The sequence below is a fragment of the Pseudomonas sp. GW821-FHT01D09 genome (assembly GCF_059422465.1).
In genome coordinates, this window is the sequence record NZ_JBWKWY010000005.1 from 187559 (window position 1) to 213548 (window position 25990).

Annotated in this window: 26 protein-coding genes; 15 read left to right on the top strand and 11 right to left on the bottom strand. The window is 60.5% G+C overall.

The window, feature by feature from the left end; genetic code table 11:
- Positions 1-86: 86 nt before the first annotated feature.
- Together gcvT and gcvH are read left to right on the top strand one after the other, a co-directional pair.
- The gene (gcvT, locus tag AC07W7_RS08035; protein ID WP_495039056.1) at positions 87-1169 is read left to right on the top strand and encodes a glycine cleavage system aminomethyltransferase GcvT; all 1083 of its coding nucleotides are present in this window, start codon (positions 87-89) and stop codon (positions 1167-1169) included.
- Between the two features lie 52 nt (positions 1170-1221).
- The gene (gene gcvH / locus AC07W7_RS08040) at positions 1222-1605 is read left to right on the top strand and encodes a glycine cleavage system protein GcvH (RefSeq protein ID WP_099168572.1); all 384 of its coding nucleotides are present in this window, start codon (positions 1222-1224) and stop codon (positions 1603-1605) included.
- A 42-nt stretch (positions 1606-1647) separates the two neighbouring features.
- On the opposite strand, the gene AC07W7_RS08045 is transcribed toward gcvH, so the two are convergent.
- The 7 genes from AC07W7_RS08045 to AC07W7_RS08075 all read right to left on the bottom strand — a co-directional run bounded on the left by AC07W7_RS08045 (position 1648) and on the right by AC07W7_RS08075 (position 7771).
- A complete protein-coding gene (locus tag AC07W7_RS08045) occupies positions 1648-2787 on the bottom strand; it encodes a DegT/DnrJ/EryC1/StrS family aminotransferase (RefSeq protein WP_495039057.1) in 1140 nt (379 codons plus the stop codon).
- A gap of 120 nt (positions 2788-2907) precedes the next feature.
- Complete coding sequence (locus AC07W7_RS08050; protein ID WP_076963638.1) at positions 2908-3573, bottom strand: outer membrane protein; 666 nt, start codon at positions 3571-3573, stop codon at positions 2908-2910.
- Positions 3574-3761: 188 nt separating this feature from the next.
- Positions 3762-4079, bottom strand: coding sequence for a DUF2388 domain-containing protein (locus AC07W7_RS08055; RefSeq protein ID WP_076963639.1), 318 nt, complete (start codon positions 4077-4079; stop codon positions 3762-3764).
- Between the two features lie 69 nt (positions 4080-4148).
- Complete coding sequence (locus tag AC07W7_RS08060) at positions 4149-4595, bottom strand: NfeD family protein (RefSeq protein WP_076963640.1); 447 nt, start codon at positions 4593-4595, stop codon at positions 4149-4151.
- Between the two features lie 10 nt (positions 4596-4605).
- A complete protein-coding gene (locus AC07W7_RS08065) occupies positions 4606-5526 on the bottom strand; it encodes an SPFH domain-containing protein (RefSeq protein WP_027608388.1) in 921 nt (306 codons plus the stop codon).
- A 73-nt stretch (positions 5527-5599) separates the two neighbouring features.
- Positions 5600-7351 carry a type IV pilus assembly ATPase TfpB gene (gene tfpB / locus AC07W7_RS08070; RefSeq protein ID WP_495039058.1) on the bottom strand — a complete coding sequence of 584 codons (1752 nt, stop codon included), beginning with the start codon at positions 7349-7351 and terminating at the stop codon, positions 5600-5602.
- Between the two features lie 84 nt (positions 7352-7435).
- Positions 7436-7771, bottom strand: coding sequence for an ACT-like domain-containing protein (locus AC07W7_RS08075; RefSeq protein ID WP_495039059.1), 336 nt, complete (start codon positions 7769-7771; stop codon positions 7436-7438).
- Positions 7772-7898: 127 nt separating this feature from the next.
- Between AC07W7_RS08075 and AC07W7_RS08080 the strand changes: the two genes are divergently transcribed.
- Entirely contained in the window at positions 7899-8369 is a 471-nt protein-coding gene (locus tag AC07W7_RS08080; RefSeq protein ID WP_076963642.1) for an Lrp/AsnC family transcriptional regulator, read from the top strand.
- A gap of 84 nt (positions 8370-8453) precedes the next feature.
- On the opposite strand, the gene AC07W7_RS08085 is transcribed toward AC07W7_RS08080, so the two are convergent.
- Positions 8454-9821 (bottom strand): CYTH domain-containing protein, encoded by a 1368-nt coding sequence (locus AC07W7_RS08085; protein WP_099168574.1) that lies wholly within the window; start codon positions 9819-9821, stop codon positions 8454-8456.
- Positions 9822-9981: 160 nt separating this feature from the next.
- Between AC07W7_RS08085 and argE the strand changes: the two genes are divergently transcribed.
- Together argE and argA are read left to right on the top strand one after the other, a co-directional pair.
- Positions 9982-11130: an acetylornithine deacetylase gene (argE, locus tag AC07W7_RS08090; RefSeq protein WP_076963644.1), complete on the top strand. Its 1149-nt coding sequence runs from the start codon at positions 9982-9984 to the stop codon at positions 11128-11130.
- A 135-nt stretch (positions 11131-11265) separates the two neighbouring features.
- Complete coding sequence (argA, locus tag AC07W7_RS08095) at positions 11266-12564, top strand: amino-acid N-acetyltransferase (protein ID WP_032858930.1); 1299 nt, start codon at positions 11266-11268, stop codon at positions 12562-12564.
- A 56-nt stretch (positions 12565-12620) separates the two neighbouring features.
- On the opposite strand, the gene tauA is transcribed toward argA, so the two are convergent.
- Positions 12621-13607 carry a taurine ABC transporter substrate-binding protein gene (gene tauA, locus AC07W7_RS08100; RefSeq protein WP_099168575.1) on the bottom strand — a complete coding sequence of 329 codons (987 nt, stop codon included), beginning with the start codon at positions 13605-13607 and terminating at the stop codon, positions 12621-12623.
- A 369-nt stretch (positions 13608-13976) separates the two neighbouring features.
- On the opposite strand from tauA, the gene AC07W7_RS08105 reads away from it, so the two are divergent.
- From AC07W7_RS08105 to AC07W7_RS08140, 8 genes are all read left to right on the top strand, one after another.
- Positions 13977-15302 (top strand): OprD family porin, encoded by a 1326-nt coding sequence (locus tag AC07W7_RS08105; RefSeq protein ID WP_099168576.1) that lies wholly within the window; start codon positions 13977-13979, stop codon positions 15300-15302.
- Between the two features lie 273 nt (positions 15303-15575).
- Positions 15576-16214, top strand: a complete 639-nt coding sequence (locus tag AC07W7_RS08110; protein WP_169866175.1) for a peroxiredoxin — start codon at positions 15576-15578, stop codon at positions 16212-16214.
- 349 nt (positions 16215-16563) lie between these two features.
- A complete protein-coding gene (ssuE, locus tag AC07W7_RS08115; RefSeq protein WP_495039060.1) occupies positions 16564-17157 on the top strand; it encodes an NADPH-dependent FMN reductase in 594 nt (197 codons plus the stop codon).
- A gap of 93 nt (positions 17158-17250) precedes the next feature.
- On the top strand, positions 17251-18219 hold the full coding sequence (locus tag AC07W7_RS08120; protein ID WP_495039061.1) for a sulfonate ABC transporter substrate-binding protein: 969 nt from the start codon (positions 17251-17253) through the stop codon (positions 18217-18219).
- A gap of 25 nt (positions 18220-18244) precedes the next feature.
- Complete coding sequence (gene ssuD, locus AC07W7_RS08125) at positions 18245-19393, top strand: FMNH2-dependent alkanesulfonate monooxygenase (protein WP_099168578.1); 1149 nt, start codon at positions 18245-18247, stop codon at positions 19391-19393.
- 9 nt (positions 19394-19402) lie between these two features.
- The gene (ssuC, locus tag AC07W7_RS08130; protein WP_495039062.1) at positions 19403-20191 is read left to right on the top strand and encodes an aliphatic sulfonate ABC transporter permease SsuC; all 789 of its coding nucleotides are present in this window, start codon (positions 19403-19405) and stop codon (positions 20189-20191) included.
- Positions 20188-20994: an aliphatic sulfonates ABC transporter ATP-binding protein gene (ssuB, locus tag AC07W7_RS08135; protein WP_495039063.1), complete on the top strand. Its 807-nt coding sequence runs from the start codon at positions 20188-20190 to the stop codon at positions 20992-20994. Before ssuC ends, ssuB begins: the two co-directional genes overlap by 4 nt.
- Before the next feature lie 28 nt (positions 20995-21022).
- A complete protein-coding gene (locus tag AC07W7_RS08140) occupies positions 21023-21238 on the top strand; it encodes a TOBE domain-containing protein (RefSeq protein WP_003213899.1) in 216 nt (71 codons plus the stop codon).
- A gap of 129 nt (positions 21239-21367) precedes the next feature.
- On the opposite strand, the gene AC07W7_RS08145 is transcribed toward AC07W7_RS08140, so the two are convergent.
- Positions 21368-22003 (bottom strand): TetR/AcrR family transcriptional regulator, encoded by a 636-nt coding sequence (locus AC07W7_RS08145; protein WP_076963652.1) that lies wholly within the window; start codon positions 22001-22003, stop codon positions 21368-21370.
- 135 nt (positions 22004-22138) lie between these two features.
- Complete coding sequence (locus AC07W7_RS08150; RefSeq protein WP_057440427.1) at positions 22139-23515, bottom strand: glutamine synthetase family protein; 1377 nt, start codon at positions 23513-23515, stop codon at positions 22139-22141.
- Positions 23516-23793: 278 nt separating this feature from the next.
- On the opposite strand from AC07W7_RS08150, the gene AC07W7_RS08155 reads away from it, so the two are divergent.
- Together AC07W7_RS08155 and AC07W7_RS08160 are read left to right on the top strand one after the other, a co-directional pair.
- A complete protein-coding gene (locus AC07W7_RS08155; protein WP_099168583.1) occupies positions 23794-24582 on the top strand; it encodes a gamma-glutamyl-gamma-aminobutyrate hydrolase family protein in 789 nt (262 codons plus the stop codon).
- Between the two features lie 39 nt (positions 24583-24621).
- The gene (locus AC07W7_RS08160; protein WP_038444282.1) at positions 24622-25980 is read left to right on the top strand and encodes a glutamine synthetase family protein; all 1359 of its coding nucleotides are present in this window, start codon (positions 24622-24624) and stop codon (positions 25978-25980) included.
- Positions 25981-25990: the final 10 nt, after the last annotated feature.

The window sequence follows — 25990 nt, forward strand, 5'->3', positions numbered from 1 at the left end:
GATTGTGGCTGCGGGCCTTGTATTTCAAGGTGTGTAGCCCGAACGGCAACCGTCCGCACCTTCGCCACGCCCGGAAGGAGAAACCCATGGGACAGCGTACGCCTCTGTATGACCTGCATCTCGCCCTTGGCGCGAAGATGGTCGATTTTGGCGGTTGGGATATGCCTCTGCACTACGGCTCGCAAGTCGAGGAGCACCATCAGGTGCGTCGTGACTGCGGGGTGTTTGATGTTTCCCACATGACCGTGATCGATATTTCGGGCCCCCAGGCCAGGGAATGGCTGCAGTACCTGCTGGCCAATGATGTCGATCGTTTGCATGGTTGCGGCCATGCGTTGTACAGCGCCATGCTCAACGAGCAGGGCGGGGTGGTGGACGACATGATTGTCTACCGCGCCGAAGACGGTTACCGGCTGGTGGTCAATGCGGCCACCCGCGACCAGGATATCGCCTGGATGCAGGCCCAACTGGGCAACTACCCGGTACTGATGCGCGAACGCCCGGACCTGGCCATGCTGGCGATCCAGGGCCCCCACGCCCGGCACAAAATTGCCGAGCTGGTTACCCAGTCTCGCGGTGTGTTGATCCACCAGCTCAAGCCTTTCGAGGGCCGTGCCGACGGCGACTGGTTTATCGCACGTACTGGCTATACTGGCGAAGATGGCTTGGAAATCGTCCTGCCTGCCGACCAGGCCCCGGGGTTTTTCAACGACCTGGTGGGCGCGGGCATCTCGCCCATCGGCCTGGGCGCGCGCGACACCCTGCGCCTGGAGGCCGGCATGAACCTCTACGGCCAGGATATCCACCTGAATGTGTCACCGTTGGCCGCGAATATGGCCTGGAGCATCGCCTGGGAGCCCGCCAGCCGCAACTTCATCGGGCGCGCCGCCCTGGAAGCCGAGCGGGCGGCCGGGGTGCAGCTTAAATTGGTGGGTTTGGTGCTGGAAGAACGCGGGGTTTTACGCGCTCATCAAGTGGTTCGTATCGCCGATGTTGGCGAAGGAGAGATCACCAGTGGTAGTTTCTCTCCTACGCTGAGTAAATCCATTGCCCTGGCGCGTGTACCGATGGCCACCGCTGACCGTGCCGAAGTTGAGATTCGCGGAAAGTGGTACCCGGTGCGAGTGGTCAAGCCGACCTTCGTGCGTCATGGCAAAACCTTGATCTAACCTTTTCTGGCGGGCCAATGGCCGCTGACATTTCTTTTTGAGGACACAGACTATGAGCGATATCCCTGCCGCACTGCGTTTTGCCGAAAGCCACGAATGGGCACGCCTGGAAGCGGATGGCACCGTGACCGTCGGGATCTCCGATCACGCCCAGTCAGCGTTGGGTGATGTGGTTTTTGTTGAGTTGGCGGAAGTGGGCAAGGTGTTCGCCGCAGGCGACGCTGCGGGCGTAGTAGAGTCGGTGAAGGCTGCTTCGGATATTTATTCGCCAGTGTCGGGTGAAGTGATTGCGGTCAACCAGGCGTTGGCCGATGCCCCTGAGTCGCTCAATGAAAAACCCTACGAGGCCTGGATCTTCAAGGTCAAGCCAAGCGATACCGCCGACTTGGAAAAATTGCTGGATGCCGCTGGCTACAAGGCCGCCATCGGCGAATAACAGCGCCCGCTGCAGGAGCCGGCTTGCCGGCCCCTGCAAAGGTCAAGGCTTGAGCACCAGCTTCACCGCCGCCACAGCCCGCTCCACATCCGTCTTGGTCATCGCCGTAAACATCGGCAGCGACACAATCAAACGCCCGACTCTTTCCGCCACCGGGAACATGCCGTCCTTGAACCCCTGTGCCCGATACAGGCTCAGCAGGTGGATCGGCGGGTAGTGATAGCCAATGCCCACGCCCTGGGCCTGCATCTGTTCCATGAACGTGGCACGGGCCGGCAGGCCGTCCGCGCGCTCGGGCAGCACCAGCTGGAACAGGTGCCAGTTGCTGTTTTCAAAGTCTGCAGGTGGCAGCTGCGCGCCGTACAGGTGCTCGAAGTCGTCGCCAAAGCACTCGAAGTAATGCCGGGCCAGCGCTTGCCGATGGGCGGTGATCTGTTCGATATGGGCAAACTGGCCCAGGCCGATGGCGGCGGCGATATCGGTCATGTTGAACTTGCCGCCCAGTACATCCACGTCCAGGCCATCGAACCCGCTGCGGGTCACGCCTTGCAGGCGGTACTTCTCTGCCAGGCGTGCTTCTTCTGGGGTGTTCAAGACCAGGCAGCCGCCTTCGGAGCAGGTAATGTTCTTGTTGGCCTGGAAACTGAACGAGACAAAATCCCCGGTGGCACCAATACGCTGGCCATCCCAGCTGGAGCCCAGCGCCTGGGCGGCATCCTCGATGATCCGCAGCCCATACTTGTTGGCCAGCGCGTAGAGCATCGGCATGTCCAGCGGCAGGCCCGCCAGGTAGACCGGAATGATCGCCTTGGTGCGCGGCGTAATGGCCGCCTCCAGTTGCGCCAGGTCTATATTGCGGGTCACCGGGTCAATATCGGCAAACACGGGCGTGGCGCCGACCTCCAGAATCACGTTGGCCGTTGCCACCCAGGAAATCGGCGTGGTGATCACTTCATCCCCTGGCCCGACACCGGCGATGCGCAGGGCAATCTCCATGGTGCAGGTGCCGGAGTTGAAGGTACGTACCGGCCGGCCGCCAAAATAGGCCGACAATTGCGCTTCAAACGCCTGCACCTTGGGCCCGCTGGTGATCCAGCCGGAACGCAACACATCACCAACCGCCGCAATAGTGGCTTCATCAATGCTAGGTTTTGAAAACGGCAGGAAAGGCAGTTGGCTCATGATGTTGAAAGCATCCGTTTCAGATAGGCGATAAGTAAAGAAGCAGATCAGTGCCGGTATGGTTGCACGGCCTGACTGAATATAGCCTGTCGCCTGTGAACGAATTGTCAGCCATGGTGCTTAGAAGGCAACCCGGGCTTCAAGGAAGAGATTCTGTTCCTTGAGCTTGCCTTTGAGCTGCTCATCCCGCGCGTTTATACGATTGGCGAAGGTGTTGTAGCCCGTTTCAACATCACCCATGGACACATAGCGATAGCCGACGCCCAGGGTCACTTTTTCGCTGACCTTGGCGTCGAGCCCAAGACCTACGCTGTAGGCAAAGTTGTGCTGGCGGTTGCCGGCAAAGCGCCGGGTTTCGTTGGTCTGGTAACCGTCGGAGTCGATACGGGCCAGCCCCACTCCGGCCATGCCATAAAACGAAAGCCAATCGTTGAGCGGGATATCCTTGTAGCCATTGAGCATCAAGCGTTGGCTATGGGTGTCGAGGCTGTTGACGTTGGCGTTGAAGGGCGCCCAATAGGATTTGAATGTCGAGTTGCTTGGCATGGTGTATTCACCTTCCAGGCGCCACCCCTCCATAAAGGCATAACCCACGGCGAAGGCCGGGGTGAATGTTTTGGTGTTGTCTGGCGCATCGACCCGTTCGTTAACACGCGGGCTGGTCAGCAGTGCGCTGGAGAGGTTTTGACGGGCGCTGTTGAATTTTGCCGAACCGTACCAGCCTTCCGCCTGGGCTGAGGTGGTTGCGACCGTGGCCAGTAGCAGGGTCAGAGGCAGCTTTTGCATGGTTGTTGATTCACTTTCACCAAGAAGGGAATCCATAGCTTGCGGCGGGGAGTGCCTGGTCTGAACAGGACTTCTCTGGCATTTGTTGGCGACGTCGATGCAAGCGTCTATTGAATATTCAGTGCGGCTTGTAGGAAAAAAACGCAAAAAAATGCCGCTTTAAAAAGCGGCATTTTTACTGGACGGTATTACTCGGCAGCAATGGCGTTTTTCGCCAGGATGGCGTTGGCCAGTTCCATGTCCGTGGCCTTCAGGCCTGGGTGGTCGGCCCGCACTTTCTGCATGGCGGCTTCCAGGTAAGGGCCACGGATGCCACCGTCGCTGGCGACGAAGCTGCCAGCGTCGTCCTGGGCGGCGACGACCAGCTTGTGGTCCTTGAAGGTCAGGTAGGTCGAGCCGGTAGTGGCGCCCGATGAGATGACATTACGCCAGAAGCTGTCGGCCATCGCTGAACCAACAGGGAGGGACAGCACGGCGAGGGTGGCGACAGCATATTTGAGACGCATGATGGGTGACTCCGACTGGGTTAACTGAACTGTTTGATTGTCGATAACCCAGCCTAGTTCCGTGGCGGCCTAAACAGTTTCGATCCGCAGAATCACGCCGTCCTGGCCAACCACCCGCACTTGAGCCCCCACAGGCGCATCAGGCCCGGTGACCATCCATACCCCATCGCCGACCTTGATCTTGCCCCGGCCATCGATAATTGCCTGGTGCACCACAAAGGTACGGCCAACCAGCTCCGAACCCCGCATATTCAGGCCCGGCTGGTCGCTGGCCTTGGCGCTGCTGCGCTGGCGCTTCCACCAGTACACCGCCGTGAGGATGGACAGCACGGCAAACAGCAGCAGTTGCAGCTCCAGCCCAAGCCCCGGGATCAGGAACTTGAGCACGCCCACGGCCGCCGCCGCGATCCCCATCCACAGCAGATAGCCACCGGCACCAAACACTTCGAGAATCAACAGCACCGTGCCCAGCGCCAGCCAATCCCAGAACGACAGGTGTTGCAAAAATTCCCACATGGTGCGGGCCTCAGGCTTTCTTGTTGTCGAAGGTGGCCTTGACGATTTCGCCGATGCCGCCCACTGCGCCGATGACCTGGCTGGCCTCCAGCGGCATCAGGATCACTTTGCTGTTGTTGGCCGAGGCCAGCTTGCCCAGGGCATCGATGTATTTTTGCGCGACAAAGTAGTTGATGGCCTGCACGTTACCGGTGGCAATCGCTTCCGAGACCACTTGGGTGGCGCGGGCTTCGGCTTCGGCTTGCCGTTCACGGGCTTCGGATTCGAGGAACGCGGCCTGGCGACCCCCTTCAGCCTCGAGGATCTGCGCCTGCTTCTTGCCTTCGGCGGTCAGGATGGCGGAGGCGCGCAGGCCTTCGGCTTCCAGGATCTGGGCACGCTTGATCCGCTCGGCTTTCATCTGGCCGGACATGGCCGCCATCAGGTCGGCAGGCGGGCTGATGTCCTTGATCTCGATACGGGTGATCTTGATGCCCCACGGCGCGGTGGCTTCATCGACCGTGCGCAGCAGCTTTTCGTTGATGCCGTCGCGCTGGCTGAGCATGGCGTCCAGTTCCATGGAACCGAGCACCGTACGGATATTGGTTTGCAGCAGGTTGCGGATCGCATGTTCGAGGTTGTTGACCTCGTAGGCCGCCTGGGCGGTGTTCACCACCTGGAAGAAACACACCGCGTCGATCTGCACCGTGGCGTTATCGGCGGTGATCACTTCCTGGGGCGGAATATCCAGCACGCTTTCCATCACGTTGATCTTGCGACCGATGCGGTCCATCACCGGGATGATGATATTCAGGCCAGGCTTGAGCGTATTGGTGTAGCGGCCGAAGCGCTCCACCGTCCACTGGTAGCCCTGGGGCACGACCTTGAAGCCCATGAACAGGATGGCGATGGCCAAGCCTACGAAGAGGAGAAGCACTGTTCCGATCTGCATAACGATTCCTTGTCTGGTGATGGCTAACGTGAGGTCTGTCGATTGTAACGGGCTTGTCGCAGATAAGAACGGTTTACTCGTTCGCGGGGGTGACCCGCAACACTTCTTCGAGGGTGGTCAGCCCGGCAGCCACCTTGTGCGCACCCGCCAGGCGCAGGCTGTGCATGCCGCCCTTGAGCGCCTCGCGGCGCAAGGCCTGCAGGTCGGTGTCGGCGCTGACCAGGGCCCTGGCAGCGTCATTCATCAGCATGATCTCGTAGACCCCGACGCGCCCGCGATAGCCACTGTCCCGGCACTCTGCGCAGCCATTGGCCCGGTAGACGCTGGCGGGTGGCGGCATGCCGGACTGGGTGGCGCTGTGCCAGTCGTCCTGGTTCAACGCCACCGGGCTTTTACACTGTGGGCATAACCGCCGCACCAGGCGCTGGGCCATGACCCCAAGCAAGGTGGCCTTGATCAGGTAATGGGCAATGCCCAGTTCCAGCAGGCGGCTGACTGCGCTGGGGGCGTCGTTGGTGTGCAGGGTCGAGAGCACCAGGTGGCCGGTCAAGGCTGCCTGGATCGCCATTTCGGCGGTTTCCAGGTCGCGGATCTCGCCGATCATGATGATGTCCGGGTCCTGGCGCATCAGGGCGCGGATGCCGCTGGCAAAGGTCAGGTCGATATTGTGCTGGACCTGCATCTGGTTGAAGGCCGGCTCCACCATCTCGATGGGATCTTCCACCGTACACAGGTTGACCGTGCGGGTCGCCAGTTGCCGCAGGGTGCTATAGAGGGTGCTGGTCTTGCCCGACCCGGTAGGGCCGGTGACCAGGATGATGCCGTTGGCCTGGCCGGTCATTTGCTGCCAGCGCTGCAGGTCATCGGCCGAAAGGCCCAGTTGCTGGAAATCCTGGAGCAGGACCTGGGGGTCGAAAATCCGCATCACCAGTTTCTCGCCGAAGGCCGTGGGCAGGGTTGAAAGACGCAGTTCCACTTCGAGACCCGTGGGGGTCCTGGTCTTGATCCGGCCATCCTGGGGTTTGCGCTTCTCGGCGACATTCATCCGCCCGAGGCTTTTCAGGCGGCTGACCACGGCGGTGGTGACCTGGGGCGGGAACTGATAGACATCGTGCAGCAGCCCATCGATACGCAAGCGCACGCGGCCCTGGTCGCCGCCAGGCTCGATATGGATATCGCTGGCGCGCTGGCCGAAGGCAAATTGCAGCAGCCAATCGACAATATTGACGATGTGCGCGTCGTTGGCATCGGGTTCCTGATCGCTGGCGCCGAGGCTGAGTAGGGTCTCCATAGGGGATGCAGCGGGGTTGACCTGATCGGCCCCGCTGACCGACCTGGCCAGCTGGAAGAACTCCTGGGTACAACGGCGGATCGCCTGGGGGTTGGCCACCACGCGCTTGATCGAGCGCTTCAACACATGGGCCAGGCCTGTTTCCCACTCGCGCAGGTACGGCTCGGCACTGGCCACCGTCACGCTGTCGCGCTCAAGGGCGACGGCAAGGATATGGTGGCGCTGGGCGAAGGCATGGGACATCAGCGGCACCACGCTCGCCACCTCGATATTCAGCGGGTCGATGCGTAGATAGGGTTGCCCCACATGACTGGCGAGCCACTCCGACAGGTGCTCCAGGGACAGCGACAGGCCGGGCCGGGCGGGGTCGGGCAGGGCCTGGCTGGCGAGAAACTCCAACGGGTGCAGGCCGCCCGCCGGGGTGCGCCGCAAACGCTCGGCCAGGGCCTGGTCGAGTAGGCCGTGGGCAGTGAGGGCGGGCAGCAGGTCGTCGAGACAAAGCCTGCGATCCTGGTGTTCTGGCACAGCGGACATGGCGGTTTCCTGGGCAATTTCGAGCAGTAGCGCCAAGGCTAGTCCGCTCCTGGCCGCTGTCGCCCCCAGGGTTGTTGCCGGCTTTTACTGCGCCACCGCCTGTACGGCTTGCAGCTTTGTGGATTCAACGGGTTGCAGTTCCAGCGAGCACACGCTGATCAGGTTACGAAGCTTTTCACCGATCACCTGGGCACGGTGCCAGCTCAGGCCATCCATCACCACGTCGATGTTCAGCAGGTCATCGTCGCGGGTCACGCTCACTTGTTGGGGCACCAGGCACTGCAAGGCGAAGTAGTTGAGGATGCGGCACAGCACATCGGGCTCGGCCTCGGCGAGGATCTGATAGCGCGCCTGGCAATGGCTGTTGTTGACGGCCCAGGCATCGAGGCGGGTGGCGGGGCTGGCGGGGACTGAATGCATGGCCGTTCTCCAAAATTGACTGGAGAAATTTTTACATGGGGTGGCGGGTATTTTTTATCTATGTTTGAGCGATATGCCTTATAAATGACTAAGGCAATTCGCGGAAGTGGGGTTTAAAGGTATTTTTATGCACAGTGAATTGGATGTCTACGACCGTCGGATTCTGGCGTTGCTCCAGGAAGACGCGTCGCTCTCCAGCGCGCAGATTGCCGAACAGGTCGGCCTGTCGCAGTCGCCCTGCTGGCGGCGGATCCAGCGGCTCAAGGAAGAGGGAGTGATTCGTGCCCAGGTGACATTGCTCGACCGCAAGAAAATCGGCCTCAACACGCAGATCTTTGCCGAGGTCAAACTCAACGCCCATGGGCGCTCCAACTTCACGGAATTCACCGAGGCGATTCGCGGCTTCCCGCAAGTGCTGGAGTGTTATGTGCTGATGGGGTCGGTGGATTTTCTGTTGCGCATTGTCACCTCGGATATCGAGGCATATGAGCGGTTTTTCTTCGAGAAGCTGTCGATGGTGCCGGGGATACAGGAGGTTAATTCGATTGTGGCGCTGTCGGAGATCAAGTCCACCACCAGCCTGCCAGTGTTGCGGTGAGTGTACGGGTGTCATCGCGGGCAAGCCCGCTCCCACAGGAAAATACATTCCAATGTGGGAGCGGGCTTGCCCGCGATAGCAATCTTACATGCGCAACAAAGTCTTCCAGGCCCGGTTCTGATACACCGCAATCACCTGGTGCATCCGCGCATCCAGCGACTCATCGGTGATCGGCTGGTTGGCCAGGGCCGCCAACTTGTTCAGTTCACCGTACAAGCGGTCCAGCTCCGGGATCTCCAGCAGGTGGCGGGCGTGGTGCAGCCAGGCCTGCAGGCGCTCGATACGCGGCAGTTGCTCGGCCAGGTCTTCCGGCTGTTGCTGGTAGCGTGGCAGGCGCAGGGCGACGGCTTCGTCGGCCAGCAGGCGTGGCAACCAGTTGGCGACCTGGGCGGCGCCCTGGCGGTTGCCCCGCACATTGCGCTCCAGGGTCCAGGTACGGGCCAGCAGCCAGCGTGAAGTGTTCAGTGAGAACAGGCCCCAGCGCACGTCGGTCAATTCTTCGAGGAACTGTTCCGGCGCGGCCTTGCGCACGTCTTCATCGTCTTCACCGGCCTGGACCAGCGGGCGCCAGTCTTCCAGCAGGGCGTCGAGGGCGCTGCGCAGTTCGCTGGTGGACTGGCGTGGTGCGGCCTGGCCGAGGCTGCCGATCAGGGCACGCATTTGTGCGAGGTTTTCTACCCAGTCCTGCAACAGGCGCCAGTGGCCGTTGAAACGATATTGCTCGGCCAGGCGCTGGCTGCTGCCCAGCAGATGCCAGGTCAGCGCGGCGAAAACGTCATCCAGGGGCATTTGCGGTTGCAGTTGCGGGGCCGGCAGGCTCAGGGAGTAGCTGTTGGCGTCGAACAGGCGATAGCCGCGCTCGGCCTTGCTGATATCACACGGCATCAGCGCCAGGGTCTGGGCCAGTTCGGCCGCCAGCTCCAGCAGGGCGGCGGGTTCGCCTTCGCGCAGTTCCAGTTCCAGCTCGCAGATTTCTTCCTTCTGCTTGCCGACAATTACCTGGCCCAGGTCCAGGGCGGCTTCGATCACCACCTTGGCTTTGCCACGGCCCCAGGCGATCTCGGCACGTTCGCGTACGAAGTCGGTGGTGAAGATCGGCTTGAGGGTCTTTTTGTCCAGCTCGGCCAGTTGCTCGGGCCAGCATTCGCCGTCGAGTTTCTTCACGTCGAGCTTGGCCTTGGCCAGTTTCCAGTCGTATTCATTGCGCTCCGACAAGCCGGCAACGCTGTGGCCACGGGTCTTGAGGGTCTGGATCACTTCGTCGCCATCCTTGCGCAGGCGCAGGGCAACCTTGGCCTGGGCCAGGTCGCGCTCGGGGGTGTCGAAGTACTGGTTCATCAACTCACGGCGTTCCCAGCCACTTTTGTTGCGTTTTTTCAGGAGCGGGTGCTCACGTAGCGCGACGAGGGTCTCGCGGCTGACGCGCAGCTTGATTTCGGTTTCTTTTTGCATGGCCGGAACATCCAGGATCGGGAGTGCAGCCGGGGGAATCGGTGGCTGCCAAGGTCGTGCAGTGTACAGGACTGAGCCGGGCAACGTGCCGCAACGGGTTTATTGTGCAGCGCAGATGGTTCTATGATGGGTTTCATCCGTGGAAGTTGAGAGACAGCGTATGCCTTTACCGTCCATGAAAGAACAGTTTGCCGCCCTGGTTGCCGCGCCCTCTGTCAGTTGTACCCAAGCGTCTCTCGACCAGACCAACCGCCCGGTGATCGACTTGCTTGCCACCTGGCTGGGCGACCTGGGGTTTGCCTGCGATATCCAGCAGGTCAGCCCCGGCAAATTCAACCTGCTGGCCAGCTTCGGCAGCGGCCCCGGTGGCCTGGTGCTGGCGGGGCACAGTGATACCGTGCCGTACGATGAAGCGCTGTGGCAGACCGATCCTTTGAAATTGACGGAAGTGGATGGCCGTTGGGTAGGACTGGGTAGCTGCGACATGAAAGGCTTTTTCGCGCTGGCCATCGAAGCGGTGCTGCCGCTGCTGGACCAACCGTTCAAGCAGCCGCTGTTGATCCTCGCCACCTGTGATGAAGAAAGCTCCATGGCCGGCGCCCGCGCCCTGGCGGCGGCCGGTCGCCCCCTGGGTCGCGCGGCGGTGATTGGCGAGCCCACGGGCCTCAAGCCGATCCGCCTGCACAAGGGCGTGATGATGGAGCGCATCGATATTCTCGGGCGCAGCGGCCATTCGTCGGACCCGAGCCTGGGCCACAGCGCCCTCGAAGCCATGCATGACGCCATGGGCGAGCTGCGCGGCCTGCGTCTGGCCTGGCAGCGGGAGTATCGCAACCCTCAGTTCAGCGTGCCCCAGCCGACCTTGAATTTTGGCTGCATCCACGGCGGCGACAACCCCAACCGCATTTGCGGCCAGTGCTCCCTGGAGTTCGACCTGCGGCCCTTGCCCGGCATGGACCCCCAGGTGTTGCGCGAGGCCATTCGCCAGAAGTTGACGCCCATTGCCGAGCGCCACCAGGTGCAGATCGACTACGCGCCGCTGTTCCCCGAAGTGCCACCCTTCGAGCAGCCCGAAGACGCCGAGCTGGTGCGGGTCGCGGAGCGTTTGACCGGCCATCGTGCCGAAGCAGTAGCGTTCGGCACTGAAGCGCCTTATCTTCAGCGCCTGGGTTGCGAAACCCTGGTGCTCGGCCCCGGCGACATCGCCTGCGCCCATCAACCGGGCGAGTACCTAGAAATGTCACGCTTGACGCCTACAGTGCGTCTATTGCGGGAATTGATTGAACACTACTGCCTCAAACCCGCATAAATTAACCCCATTGCACCCCGTACATAGAAGGAGAGCGAGCGTGTCGCCAAGCCTGTTCCGACGATAACCATCAGCCCGCTGTGCGTTTAGCGATTCATCCTTTTTTGGCTGCTTTTTATTACAGGCCCAGGTGTTATGCCCGAATACGTCAATTGGCTTCGTCACGCTTCGCCCTATATCAATGCCCACCGCGACTGCACCTTTGTGGTCATGTTGCCGGGCGACGGTGTGGATCACCCCAACTTCGGCAATATCGTCCACGACCTGGTGCTGCTGCACAGCCTCGGCGTGCGCCTGGTGCTGGTGCACGGCTCGCGCCCGCAAATCGAAACCCGCCTCGCCGCTCGCGGCCTGACCCCGCATTACCACGACGGCATGCGCATTACCGATGCGGCGACCCTGGAGTGCGTGATCGATGCGGTCGGCCACCTGCGCATCGCCATCGAAGCGCGGCTGTCCATGGACATGGCATCGTCGCCGATGCAGGGCTCGCGCCTGCGGGTGGCCAGCGGCAACCTGGTGACCGCGCGGCCCATCGGTGTGCTGGATGGCATCGACTACCACCATACCGGCGAAGTACGCCGGGTCGATCGCAAGGGTATCAACCGCCTGCTGGACGAGCGCTCCATCGTGGTGCTGTCGCCCCTGGGCTATTCGCCGACCGGGGAGATTTTCAACCTGGCCTGTGAAGACGTGGCCACCCGCGCCGCCATCGACCTGGGCGCCGACAAGCTGCTGCTGTTTGGCGCCGACCTGGGCCTGATCGACGAAAATGGCCGGCTGGTGCGCGAACTGCGCCCGCAGCAAGTGCCGGCGCACCTGCAACGCCTGGGCAACAACTACCAGGCCGAACTGCTGGATGCGGCGGCCGAGGCCTGTCGTGGGGGCGTGGGGCGCAGCCATATCGTCAGTTATGTCGAGGATGGTGCACTGCTGACCGAACTCTTTACCCGGGACGGCGGCGGTACGCTGGTGGCCCAGGAACAGTTCGAGCTGGTGCGCGAGGCGGCGATTGAGGATGTCGGCGGCTTGCTGGACCTGATCAGCCCGCTGGAAGAGCAGGGGATCCTGGTGCGTCGCTCGCGGGAAGTGCTGGAGCGGGAAATCGAGCAGTTCAGCGTGGTGGAGCGCGAAGGCATGATCATCGCCTGCGCCGCGTTGTACCCGATTGCCGATTCGGACGCGGGTGAGCTGGCGTGCCTGGCGGTCAACCCGGAATATCGCCATGGCGGGCGTGGCGATGAGCTGCTCGAACGCATCGAAACCCGCGCCCGCACCCAAGGCTTGAAGACCCTGTTCGTGTTGACGACCCGCACCGCCCACTGGTTCCGCGAGCGCGGCTTTGTACCGAGCAGCGTAGACCGCCTGCCGTCGGCGCGGGCTTCGCTGTACAACTTCCAGCGTAATTCAAAGATCTTCGAGAAGACCCTATAGGCGCCACACATCTAGTGTGGGAGCAGGCAAGCCAGCTCCCACATTTTTGTCCGGGTTTATTCCTTGATGAATTTTCCGGTCACATAGGCCGAATAGTCTGGTAGCACTGTCTCTACCTTCCCTTGTTCCTTGAGAAATTTCGCTGTTTCCCCAATGGACCTGGCCGTCCCACCATTGAGCAAGGCCTCAGTTTGCTGCGCCCGGACATCCGGGAATGTGCTGCCCTCCAGCAGTTCCGGGATATCCGCAGCGTTTGCCCCGGTCAACCGGGCGATCTTCTGTACCGGCACCGAATCCACCGTCCACTCGGATTTGTGCGCCGCATACTCGGCAAACGAATCCAGGGTGACCTTGGCAAACTTGGCCACGACCTCAGGATGTTTCTCGGCAAAGTCCTTGCGCGCCACCCACACCTCGAAGGTCGGCGCGCCCCATTGGCCCACCTCGGCCGCATCGGTCAACGTCTTACCAGTTTTGCGGATTTCCCCCAGGGCAGGCGACCAGACAAAAGCCCCGTCGATATCCCCGCGTTTCCAGGCTGCGGCAATTTGTGCCGGTTGCAGGTTCACCACTTTCACCTGGCGGGTGTCCAGGCCCCAGTGTTTCAAGGCCCCGAGCAGGCTGTAGTGGGATGTGGAGACAAAAGGTGTGGCAATGGTTTTGCCGATCAGGTCCTTGGGTGCGTCAATTTGGCTGTCGTTACGCACTACCAACGCTTCAGAACTGTTGATCTGAGCCGATACGATGAACGCTACGATGGGTAGATTGCGGGATGCGGCGGCGGCCAACGGGCTGGAACCGAGGTTGCCGATCTGCACATCGCCAGAGGCCATTGCGCTGATCACGTCCGGGCCGCTGTTGAAGCGGCGCCAGTCGATGTTCTCGCCGATGGCTTGCTCGTAAAGACCGTCGGCCTGGGGCACTTTGCTTGGGTCGACGCCGGTCTGGTAGCCGATGGTGAGGTTGGCTGCCTGCACGCCAAAAGAAAGTGTAACTGACAGTAAAACTGTAACAAATTGACTAGAGGATGCGCGTTTGGCCATGATGGCGTCGCCTTTTTGATCGTGAGTGACGTGTGCAAGATTTTGCTCACACTAAACGATCTAAAAAACGGCCAATAAATACCCTTTAGGAATTAGCTTATGGAGCGATACCCCGCTGCGGGCTGGTGGCTCCATGGAAATTGTTATTCCTGAATAGTATGAAAAAGGATGAAATAATTCTTTTTGGGTGTATGAAAAACTCATTAACCTGTAGAGATTCAATCAACTGCGATTAGACGAAGGTAGTAGACACACAAGGTTACGATTGACTTGTCAGTCATGATCTGGCGCTAATCGCGCATCTATGGATCGAGGGCGTCAGACCCGAGACCAAAGAACTACAAAAATTAGAAATCAGAGGAGCGAAATATGAAGAAGTACACATTGGCGATCGCCGTTGCAGCTGGGGTTCTGGCTCAACAAGCCGGCGCCGCGGGTTTCCTTGAGGACAGCAAGGCAACTGTCAGTTCCCGGACCCTGTATTTTGATAACGACCAGCGCGAAGGTGGGGCGGACCAACGCGAAACGGCCACTGGCCTGAAGTTCAACTACCAGTCTGGTTTCACTCAAGGCACCGTTGGTTTTGGTATTGATGCTCAGGCACTGGTCGGTATCCACCTGGATGGTGGCCGTGGTCATCACCCAGACAACAACTCCTTTGTACCCAGCGACACCGACGGCTCTGCTGTAAGCAACTGGAGCAGCGCAAGCGCCAATGTCAAGGCCCGCTTCTCCAAGACAGAAGCCCATCTGGGTGGCGCTCTGGCGCCAAACCTGCCGATTCTGATTGCCAGTGACGGTCGTCTGTTGCCACAGACCTTCGAGGGCGGCACCGTCACCTCTAAAGAAATCGACAACGTTACGTTTAACGGCGGCCAACTTGAGCACGCCACCGGGCGTGCTTCGACCAACAGCACCGGCCTGTCTGTGGCCGGCGCCAGTCAGGAAAGCAACAAGTTCCGCTTTGGCGGTGCTGATTGGAAAGTCACCAAAGACCTGACATTGCAGTACTACTACGCCAACCTGGAAGACTTCTATAAGCAACACTTCCTGGGTCTGGTTCACGTCTACCCGATCACGGAAGGTCAGTCGTTCAAAACCGACCTGCGCTACTTTGACAGTAGCTCCGACGGTAAGAATGGCCAGGCGGGCTACCAGTTCAACAACAATGGTGGTTACGCGAAGGATGCTGGCGAGGTTAATAACAAAACCTGGAGCGCCATGTTTACCTACTCCCTGGGTGGCAGCGCGTTCATGCTCGGGCACCAGCGTGTCAATGACGACGGTGGCTTCGTTTGGTTGAACCAGGGCGGTGTTGTCGACGGTAATGGTCGTAACGAAGGTGCCGGTGGTTCCAGCTTCTACCTCTTCACCGATAGCATGATCAACTCCTTCGTACGTGCAGGTGAAAACACCACCTTCGGTCAGTACTCCTATGACTTCGCTGTCTTGGGCGTTCCAGGTTTGAAAACCTCGATTGCTTACCTGCGTGGCGACAACATCAAAGCCAAGAACGGTGGCAGTGACCAGTCTGAGTGGGAACGCGATATGCGTATCGACTACACCATTCAGTCGGGCGCGCTTAAAGGCTTTGGCACCACACTGCGTCATGGTGCCTATCGCGGCAGCGGTACCGGCATTCAGGACCAGGATCAGACTCGTCTGATCTTTAACTACACTTACAGCTTCCTGTAAGCCAAGTGCATAAAAAAACCTCGCGTTTATCGCGAGGTTTTTTTGTCTGCACAAGTCGGGCCCAGCCCCCGCAGCCCTTCCTGAACCCTCTTTTTACCGTGTCTCAAGGCCTTCTCGAACCTTGGGTGGCATGTTGGCCTGGGTCTTTTCCACGGTCCAGTGAACAGATTTTTAATATTCCTATATCGTCTAAATAAATCGATATTTATTCTTTTAAAAAAACCAGCAGCACAGGCACAGTGGGCTCCATAAGCACTCATCAGGAGCCACACCATGAGCCTCAGACTGGGCGATATCGCCCCCGACTTTGAACAGGATTCCAGCGCCGGCAAGATTCGCTTCCACGAGTGGCTGGGCGATAGCTGGGGCGTGTTGTTTTCCCATCCGGCGGACTTCACCCCGGTGTGCACCACCGAACTGGGCTTTACTGCCAAGCTCAAGGACGAATTCGCCAAGCGTGGGGTCAAGGCCATTGCCCTGTCGGTAGACCCGGTGGACTCCCACCACAAGTGGATCGAGGACATCAACGAAACCCAGAACACCCTCGTCAACTTCCCGATCCTGGCCGATGCCGACCGCAAGGTCTCGGACCTGTACGACCTGATTCACCCCAATGCCAACGACACCCTTACCGTGCGTTCGCTGTTCGTGATCGACCCGAACAAAAAAATTCGCCTGACCATCACCTACCCGGCCAGCACCGGGCGCAACTTCCATGAAATCCTGCGGGTCATCGACTCGTTGCAGCTGACCGACAACTACAAGGTCGCCACCCCAGCCAACTGGCAGGACGGTGATGAAGTGGTGATCGTGCCGTCGCTCAAGGATGAGGACGAGATCCAGAAACGCTTTCCCAAGGGCTATCGCGCGGTGAAGCCGTATCTGCGGCTGACCCCGCAGCCCAACCGCTAACCTAAATCCAACTGTAGGAACCGAATTTAATGTGGGAGCGGGCTTGCTCGCGATGGCGGTGGATCAGCAAAAAATGTGCTGACTGAAACACCGCTATCGCGAGCAAGCCCGCTCCCACACAAGCCCGCGCACAAGTGGATCGCATTTCAGTGCTCACCTAGCAGGGGTTTTCAGGCCGTTTCGACGGCCTTTTTTTCGCCCTCCGAATGCTCTTTCTCATATGCAATTTAAGAATAAACAAATGAATAAATAAGATTTATAGATATATAAATCTGCTGATAAGGTCTGTTCCATCTTGGCGCCATCGCCACACCGCGAACCGCCGACACTTGCTCAAGGAACCTCCCCAATGCTGGTCGTAACACTTGGTGGCAGTCCCAGCCAACGCTCCCGATCCGGGGTGCTGCTGGATCATTCCCGGCGCTGGCTGCAGCAGCAAGGCGTGGAAGTGGTGAGTTATCAGGTACGGGACTTCCCGGCCGAAGATTTGCTGTATGCCCGCTTTGACAGCCCCAAGGTCCTCGACCTGCTGGCCCAGGTGGCCAATGCCGATGGTTTGCTGATCGCTACGCCGGTGTACAAGGCTTCGTTTTCCGGCGCGTTGAAAACCGTCCTCGACCTGCTGCCGGAACGGGCCCTGGCCCACAAGGTGGTATTGCCCATGGCCACCGGTGGCAGCATTGCCCATATGTTGGCGGTGGATTACGCCTTGAAGCCCGTGCTGTCGGCGCTCAAAGCCGAGGAGCTGCTGCACGGGATTTTTGCCGAAGACAGTCAGATTGCCTATGGCGAAGGCAGTGCCCAGGCGCAGTTGCTGCCGATCCTGGAACAACGCTTGAGCGAAGCCCTGGAGCAGTTCTACAGCGCCATGGCCCGCCGCCCACAACCGCTGGACCCCCATGTGTTGAATGAACGTTTGTTGAGTGCTCGCTGGAGCATCTAAGCCGAACCCTAATGTAAGAAACCCTCACCTTACTTCGCCGCCAACGGCCAAGCAGGTGCAGCCACAACCCTTATCGTCAATATGGAGAGCGCCATGCGCACTGTCATCTTGCGTCGGGGCCTGGTCGCACTGTTTGCTGCGGCTGTGTCCTTCGGCGCCATTGTTCAAGCTCAAGCGGCCGAAACCCTGCGGATCGGTTATCAGAAATACGGCACCCTGGTGCTGCTCAAGGCCAAGGGCACCCTGGAAAAACGCCTGGCCGAGCAGGGCGTGAACGTGCAGTGGACCGAGTTCCCCGGCGGCCCGCAGTTGCTTGAAGGGCTGAATGTCGGCTCCATCGACTTTGGCGTCACCGGCGAGACCCCGCCAGTGTTTGCCCAGGCCGCCGGCGCCGACCTGCTGTACGTCGCCTATGAACCGCCAGCGCCGACCAGCGAAGCCATCCTGGTGCCCAAGGACTCGCCGATCACATCGGTGGCCGGGCTCAAGGGCAAGAAAGTCGTGCTCAATAAAGGCTCCAATGTGCATTACCTGCTGGTGCGCGCCCTGGAAGATGCCGGCCTGAAATACACCGATGTACAGACCGTGTTCCTGCCGCCCGCCGACGCCCGTGCCGCCTTCGAGCGGGGCAGTGTCGACGCCTGGGTGATCTGGGACCCGTACCAGGCGGCTGCCGAGAAGCAGTTGCAAGCCCGCACGTTGCGTGACGCCACCGGCATTGCCGACAACCATCAGTTCTACCTGGCCACCAAGCCTTACACCGAGAAACACCCGCAGGTGATCAAGGCCTTGGTGGAAGAAGTGCGCGCCGTGGGCGAATGGTCCAAGGCCAACCCCCAGCAAGTCACCGAACAAGTCGCACCGCTGCTCGGCCTGCCGACTGACATCACCCTGACCTCGGTGAAACGCCAGGGCTATGGCGCGCTGTTCCTGACCCCGGCAGTGGTCGCCGCCCAGCAGAAAATCGCCGACACCTTCTACCAGCTCAAATTGATTCCCAAGCCCTTGAGCATCAAGGACGTGATCTGGACCCCACCTGCGACCGTGGCCAAAGCGCCGTAATCCGACTTCTTCAGGAGACAACTCCATGAGCCTCAGTATTTTCTGGTTCCTGCCTACCCACGGCGATGGCCATTACCTTGGCACTGCCGAAGGCGCTCGCGCCGTGGATCACGGTTATTTGCAACAGGTGGCCCAGGCCGCTGATCGCCTGGGCTTTGGCGGGGTGTTGATTCCCACCGGCCGCTCCTGCGAAGACTCGTGGCTGGTGGCCGCCTCGCTGATCCCGGTGACCCAGCGCCTGAAATTTCTGGTTGCACTGCGCCCCGGGATCATTTCCCCGACGGTGGCGGCGCGCCAGGCGGCGACCCTGGACCGGCTGTCCGGTGGCCGGGCGTTGTTCAACCTGGTGACCGGTGGTGACCCGGAAGAACTGGCCGGCGACGGCCTGTTCCTCAGCCATGAGGAGCGCTACCAGGCCTCGGTGGAATTCACCCGCATCTGGCGGCGCGTGCTGGAAGGCGAAACCGTGGACTACGACGGCCAGCACATCAGCGTCAAAGGCGCCAAGCTGCTGTACCCGCCGATCCAGCAACCGCGCCCGCCGCTGTATTTCGGCGGCTCTTCCGAAGCGGCCCAGGACCTGGCGGCCGAACAGGTGGAAATGGTCCTGACCTGGGGCGAACCACCGGCGGCGGTGGCGGAAAAAATCCAGCAGGTACGGGCCAAGGCGGCCAAGCTTGGGCGCACTGTGCGCTTTGGTATTCGCTTGCATGTGATCGTGCGTGAAACCAACGAAGAGGCGTGGAAAGCCGCCGATAAACTGATCTCCCATCTGGACGACGACACCATCGCCCGCGCCCAGGCCTCGCTGGCGCGCTTTGATTCGGTGGGCCAGCAACGCATGGCCGCCCTGCATGGCGGCAGCCGCGACAACCTGGAAGTCAGCCCCAACCTGTGGGCCGGCGTCGGCCTGGTGCGCGGCGGTGCTGGCACGGCACTGGTGGGCGATGGCCCGACCGTGGCGGCGCGGGTCAAGGAATACGCAGAGCTTGGCATCGACACCTTTATCTTCTCTGGTTATCCACACCTGGAAGAGTCGTATCGGGTCGCGGAATTGCTGTTCCCGCACCTGGATATCGAGCGCCCAGAGCTGCCGAAAAGCGCCGGTTACGTCAGCCCGTTTGGCGAGATGGTGGCCAACGACATTCTTCCCAAAGCCGCGTCGCAGAGCTGAGGCGCCGTCATGAAGAGTCAACGGATTGTGCATCGGCTGGCGCCGTGGGCGCTGCCGATCCTGTTGCTGGCGGTGTGGCAGTTGTCGGTGTCGACGGGCTGGTTGTCGACACGGATTCTGCCGGCCCCCAGCGCCGTGATTGCGGCCGGGGTGCACCTGGTCAGCAGCGGTGAAATCTGGACCCACCTGGCCATCAGTGGCTGGCGTGCTGGCCTGGGCTTTGTGATCGGCGGCGGCATCGGCTTGGCCCTGGGTTTTATCACCGGCCTGTCGGCCTGGGGCGAGCGCCTGCTGGACAGCTCGGTACAAATGATTCGCAACGTGCCGCACCTGGCGCTGATCCCGCTGGTGATCCTGTGGTTTGGCATCGATGAGACGGCGAAGATTTTCCTGGTGGCCCTTGGCACGCTGTTCCCGATCTACCTCAACACCTATCACGGCATCCGCAACGTCGACCCGGCACTGGTGGAGATGGCCCGCAGTTATGGCTTGTCCGGCTTTAGTCTGTTTCGCCAGGTGATCCTGCCCGGCGCCTTGCCCTCGATCCTGGTGGGGGTGCGCTTTGCCCTGGGCTTTATGTGGCTGACGCTGATCGTTGCGGAAACCATCTCGGCCAGTTCCGGTATTGGCTACCTGGCGATGAATGCCCGGGAGTTCCTGCAAACCGACGTGGTGGTATTGGCGATTGTGCTGTACGCCGTGCTCGGTAAGTTGGCGGACCTCGCGGCGCGAGGCCTGGAGCGGGTGTGGCTGCGCTGGCATCCGGCCTATCAAGTGCATAAGGGAGGTGCGGCATGACCGCTCAACAACCTCCACGTTTGCTGCGCGGCATCCCGTTGGCGGTGCGCAAGTTGCGCAAGGCGTTTGGCGCGCGGGAAGTGCTGCGCGAGATCGATCTGCACATCCCGGCGGGCCAGTTCGTCGCTGTGGTCGGCCGCAGTGGCTGCGGCAAAAGTACTTTGCTGCGCCTGCTGGCCGGCCTTGATAGCGCCAGCAGTGGCGAGTTGCTTGCAGGCTCCGCACCGTTGAGTGACGCGCTGGAAGACACGCGGCTGATGTTCCAGGAAGCGCGCCTGCTGCCGTGGAAAAAGATCATCGATAACGTCGGCCTGGGCCTTAAAGGCAACTGGCGGCCCCAGGCGCTGGAGGCGCTGGAAGCGGTCGGCCTGGCCGAGCGTGCCGATGAATGGCCGGCGGCGTTGTCCGGTGGGCAGAAACAACGGGTGGCCCTGGCCCGCGCGCTGATTCACCAACCGCGTCTGTTGCTGCTGGATGAGCCCTTGGGCGCGCTGGATGCCCTGACCCGCATCGAGATGCAGCAACTGATCGAGAACCTGTGGCGCAAGCACGGTTTTACCGTGTTGCTGGTGACCCATGACGTCAGCGAAGCCGTGGCCATTGCCGACCGGGTGATCCTGATCGAAGACGGCGCAATCGGCCTCGACTTGCAGGTGGAACTGCCGCGCCCGCGGGTCCGTGGCTCCCATCGCCAGGCGGCCCTGGAAACCGAAGTGCTCAACCGTGTGCTGGCACTGCCCGGCACGCCGCCTGCGCCGGAACCTGTTTCACCGTTGCCTACGCAATTGCGGTGGGCGCAATAACTCACTTGTCCTACGAAGGAAGAACACCATGACTATCAAAGCCATCAACGTGCGTAACCAGTTCAAAGGCACCATCAAGGAAATCGTCGAAGGCGACGTACTGTCGGAGATCGATGTGCAGACGGCATCCGGCATCGTCACATCAGTGATCACCACTCGCTCGGTGAAAGAGCTGGAGCTGGTGATTGGCAGTGAAGTGATTGCGTTTGTGAAGTCCACCGAGGTGTCGATCGCCAAGCTGTGATGATCGTTCCCACGCTCTGCGGATGATCGTTCCCACGCTCTGCGTGGGAATGCACCCCGTGACGCTCTGCGTCACAACAGCGGACGCAGAGCGTCCTAAGAGGCGTTCCCACGCAGAGCGTGGGAACGATCATTGGAGGCGCTTGGGCAAAAACGCCGGCAAATAAAGCCCCACATACGCATCAAACACCCGCATCCCTTCCTCCGCCATGCGCGGGGTGATCTGCCCATGCTGATGCACCGAGCGTGCATACACGCGGTCGCTCAGTTCCAGCGCCAGGGCAAACACGTCCACATCCGCTGGTAGCACCGGCACTTCAAAGTGGCGGTTGAACACGTGCAGCATCAAATCCCCCAACTCCAGGTCGTGCTGGCGGTCGGCCTGGGTCACTTCCGTGAGGCCGTGCTGGGCGAGGATCAATTGGCGGGCGGCGGCGTCCTTGCTGTAGATCGCCAGCATGCGCAACTCGACCAGGCGCGACAGGTCGCGCCAAGTGTGCAGTTGGTCGTGGTCGATGGGCGCTTGCAGCGCGGCGCGGAAGGCGGCGTGCACATCGGCTGTCAGGGCTTCGAGCAAGGCCGGGACGCTGGCGAAAAAGTGATACACCGATGACGGCGGAATCTGCGCCCGTTCGGCCACGCTGTAGATCGACAGGCTGGCCACGCCTTCGGCGGCCAGCAACGTGCGGGCGGCGTCGAGGATCGCGTCGATCCGGGCCTGGCTGCGGGCGCGGGGTTTGCGAGGGGCGGCGGGGCGGGTTGTCATGGAAGTCTCCTACAAGGCAGCGGGCATTGTACGCGACCTTGATCGTTCCCACGCTCCGCGGGGGAACGAGGGAGCAGGGCATAAAAAAACGCCACAGGCCATAAGCCTGCAGCGTTCATTTATTGCAGCCACCGCTTACACGGTATGCAGGTACCAGTTGTACTCAAGGTCGGAGATGGAGTGTTCAAATTCCTCCAGCTCACTTTCCTTGCAGGCGACGAAGATATCGATGTATTTCGGATCGATGTACTTGGCCATCACCTCGCTGTCGTCCAACTCGCGCAGGGCATCGCGCAGGTTGTTCGGCAGGCTTTGTTCGTTCTGCTCGTAGCTGTTGCCTTCCACCGGTGCGCCAGGCTCGATCTTGTTGGTCAGGCCGTGGTGCACGCCCGCCAGGACCGAAGCCATCAGCAGGTAAGGGTTGGCATCGGCGCCGGCCACACGGTGTTCGATACGTACGGCGTCGGACGAGCCGGTCGGTACGCGAATCGCCACGGTGCGGTTGTCCAGGCCCCAGCACGGCGAGTTCGGCACGTAGAACTGTGCGCCGAAACGACGGTAGGAGTTGACGTTGGGGCACAGGAAGGCCATTTGTGCAGGCAGGGTCTCCAGCACACCGCCGATCGCGTGACGCAATGCGGCGTTCTGCTCGGGATCCTCGCTGGCAAAGATGTTCTTGCCGTCTTTGTCCAGGATCGAAATATGCACGTGTAAACCATTGCCGGCCTGGCCTGGGTAAGGCTTGGCCATGAAGGTGGTGTCCATCTCATGGTCGTAGGCAATGTTCTTGATCAAACGCTTGAGCAGTACCGCGTAGTCGCACGCCTTGATCGGGTCGGCGACGTGGTGCAGGTTCACTTCAAACTGCGCCGGGGCACTTTCCTTGACGATGGCGTCAGCCGGGATGCCTTGCTCTTTGGCACCTTCCAGAATGTCCTGGAGGCAATCGACGTATTCGTCGAGGTCGTCGATCAGGTAGACCTGTGTCGAGTGCGGGCGTTTGCCGGAAATCGGCGAGCGGGGAGGTTGTGGCCGGCCGTTCACGTTCTCCTGGTCGATCAGGTAGAACTCAAGCTCGAAGGCGGCGCAGATGGTCAGGCCCATATCGTCAAACTTGGTTACAACTTGGCGGAGCACTTCGCGCGGATCGGCGAAGAAAGGTTCACCTTCAAGTTCGTGCATGGTCATCAGCAGTTGCGCGGTAGGGCGCTTTTGCCAGGGTTCATTGCACAGGGTGTCGGGGATTGGATAACAGATTCGGTCAGCATCACCGATGTCCAGGCCCAGGCCGGTGCTTTCCACCGTTGAGCCATTGATATCCAGGGCAAATAAAGAGGCCGGCAAGTTGATGCCTTTCTCGTAAACCTTGTGGAGGCTGGTGCGTTCGATGCGCTTACCGCGCACCACACCATTCATATCCGCAATTAGAAGGTCTACGTACAGAACCTCAGGATGATCCTTAAGGAACGCGTTCGCTTCGTTAAGCTGAACGGCACGCGGGGGTACCGACATGATGCAACACCTTTGTTGTTAAAAATATCAATCATTGATCTTTTCTGGTTTCAGTCAACCCGAACGGCATGCCGAAGTCAAGCGAGGCCTTTTTTGCCCTAAAAAAGCGCGTTGAGGGCTTTTTTGTGGCTTTTTTGGGCAGTTTTATCGGTTTGACCGGCTTGGGACTAGCAGGCTTGAGCGGGCCGTGTTGTATTTTTTACGGGGGTGTTGTGTAAAAAAATGAACAAGGCTAAGCTCGATTCAAACCCATAACAGCAATAATACCGGGGTGCTTCATGTCTGGCCTGCCGTTAATCGGCGTCACCGCCTGCTCCAAACAGGTCGGTCTGCATGCTTATCACATCAGTGGCGACAAATATGTCCGCGCCGTGGCAGTCGCTGCCAAGGGCCTGCCATTGATTATTCCGTCCCTGGGGCAGTTGCTCGACCCGGCCAATATTCTTGACGGCCTGGACGGCATTCTCTTTACCGGCTCACCTTCCAATATCGAACCCTTTCACTACGACGGTCCGGCCAGCGCGCCCGGGACTGCCCATGATCCTGCACGGGACCAGAGCACCCTGCCGCTGATTCGCGCGGCGATTGCCGCAGGCGTGCCGGTGCTGGGGATCTGCCGGGGCTTCCAGGAAATGAACGTGGCCCTGGGCGGCAGCCTGCACCAGAAGGTTCATGAACTGCCGGGTATGCTCGATCACCGCGAAGACGACACCCAGCCGCTGGACGTGCAGTACGGCCCGGCGCATGCCGTGGCGATCACGCCGGGCGGGGTCTTGTCTGGCCTGGGCTTGCCGGACACGATCCAGGTCAACTCGATCCACAGCCAGGGCGTTGACCGCCTGGCGCCCGGCCTGCAGGTCGAAGCGCGCGCGCCGGACGGCCTGGTCGAGGCTTTTTCGCTCAAACAGGGCAAGGCATTTGCAGAGGCTTTTGCATTAGGAGTGCAATGGCACCCCGAATGGCAGGTAAGCTCCAACCCGTACTACCTCGCGATCTTCCAGGCATTTGGCGATGCCTGCCGAACGCGGGCGAAACAAAGAGACGCACACGCGTCAAACAACGCCTGACCTTTAATGGATGTCAGGAAACCCAGCCCAGAGGCATTTATGAGTAACAACCTCGACCAGCTCACCGATTGGTTGAAAGACCACAAGATCACAGAAGTCGAATGCATGATTGGCGACCTCACGGGGATCACCCGGGGCAAGATCTCGCCGACCAACAAGTTCATCGCCGAAAAAGGCATGCGCCTGCCCGAGAGCGTTCTGTTGCAGACCGTGACCGGCGACTATGTCGAAGACGACATCTATTACGAATTGCTCGACCCGGCCGACATCGACATGATCTGCCGCCCCGACCAGAACGCGGTATTCCTGGTGCCCTGGGCCATCGAGCCCACCGCCCAGGTGATCCACGACACCTACGACAAGCAAGGCAACCCGATCGAGCTGTCGCCGCGCAACGTGCTCAAGAAAGTCCTCAAGCTCTACGCCGACAAAGGCTGGCAGCCTATCGTGGCGCCGGAGATGGAGTTCTACCTGACCAAGCGCTGCGAAGACCCGGACTTCCCGCTGCAACCGCCGATTGGCCGTTCCGGCCGCCCGGAAACCGGTCGCCAATCCTTCTCTATAGAAGCGGCCAACGAATTCGACCCGTTGTTTGAAGACGTCTACGACTGGTGCGAGCTGCAGGAGCTGGACCTCGACACCCTGATCCACGAGGACGGCACGGCGCAGATGGAAATCAACTTCCGTCACGGCGATGCCCTGTCCCTGGCCGACCAGATCCTGGTGTTCAAGCGCACCATGCGTGAAGCCGCACTCAAGCATGATGTGGCCGCCACCTTCATGGCCAAGCCCATGACCGGCGAGCCCGGCAGCGCCATGCACCTGCACCAGAGCATCATTGATATCGCCACCGGCAAGAACGTGTTCTCCAATGAAGACGGCTCCAAGAGCGAGCTGTTCCTGCACCACATCGGTGGCCTGCAGAAGTTCATCCCCGAGCTGTTGCCGCTGTTTGCGCCCAACGTCAACTCGTTCCGCCGCTTCCTGCCGGACACCTCGGCGCCGGTGAACGTGGAGTGGGGCGAAGAGAACCGCACCGTGGGCCTGCGCGTGCCGGATGCCGGCCCGCAGAACCGCCGTGTGGAAAACCGCCTGCCGGGCGCCGATGCCAACCCGTACCTGGCCATCGCCGCCAGCTTGCTGTGCGGCTATATCGGCATGGTCGAAGGCATCAGCCCGAGCGCCCCGGTGGTCGGCCGTGGTTACGAGCGCCGCAACCTGCGCCTGCCGTTGACCATCGAAGACGCACTGGAACGCATGGAAAACAGCAAGACCATCGAGAAATACCTGGGTCACAAATTCATCACTGGCTACGTCGCGGTCAAGCGGGCCGAGCATGAAAACTTCAAGCGCGTGATCAGTTCGTGGGAGCGGGAATTCCTGCTCTTCGCCGTCTGATGCGCCGGGT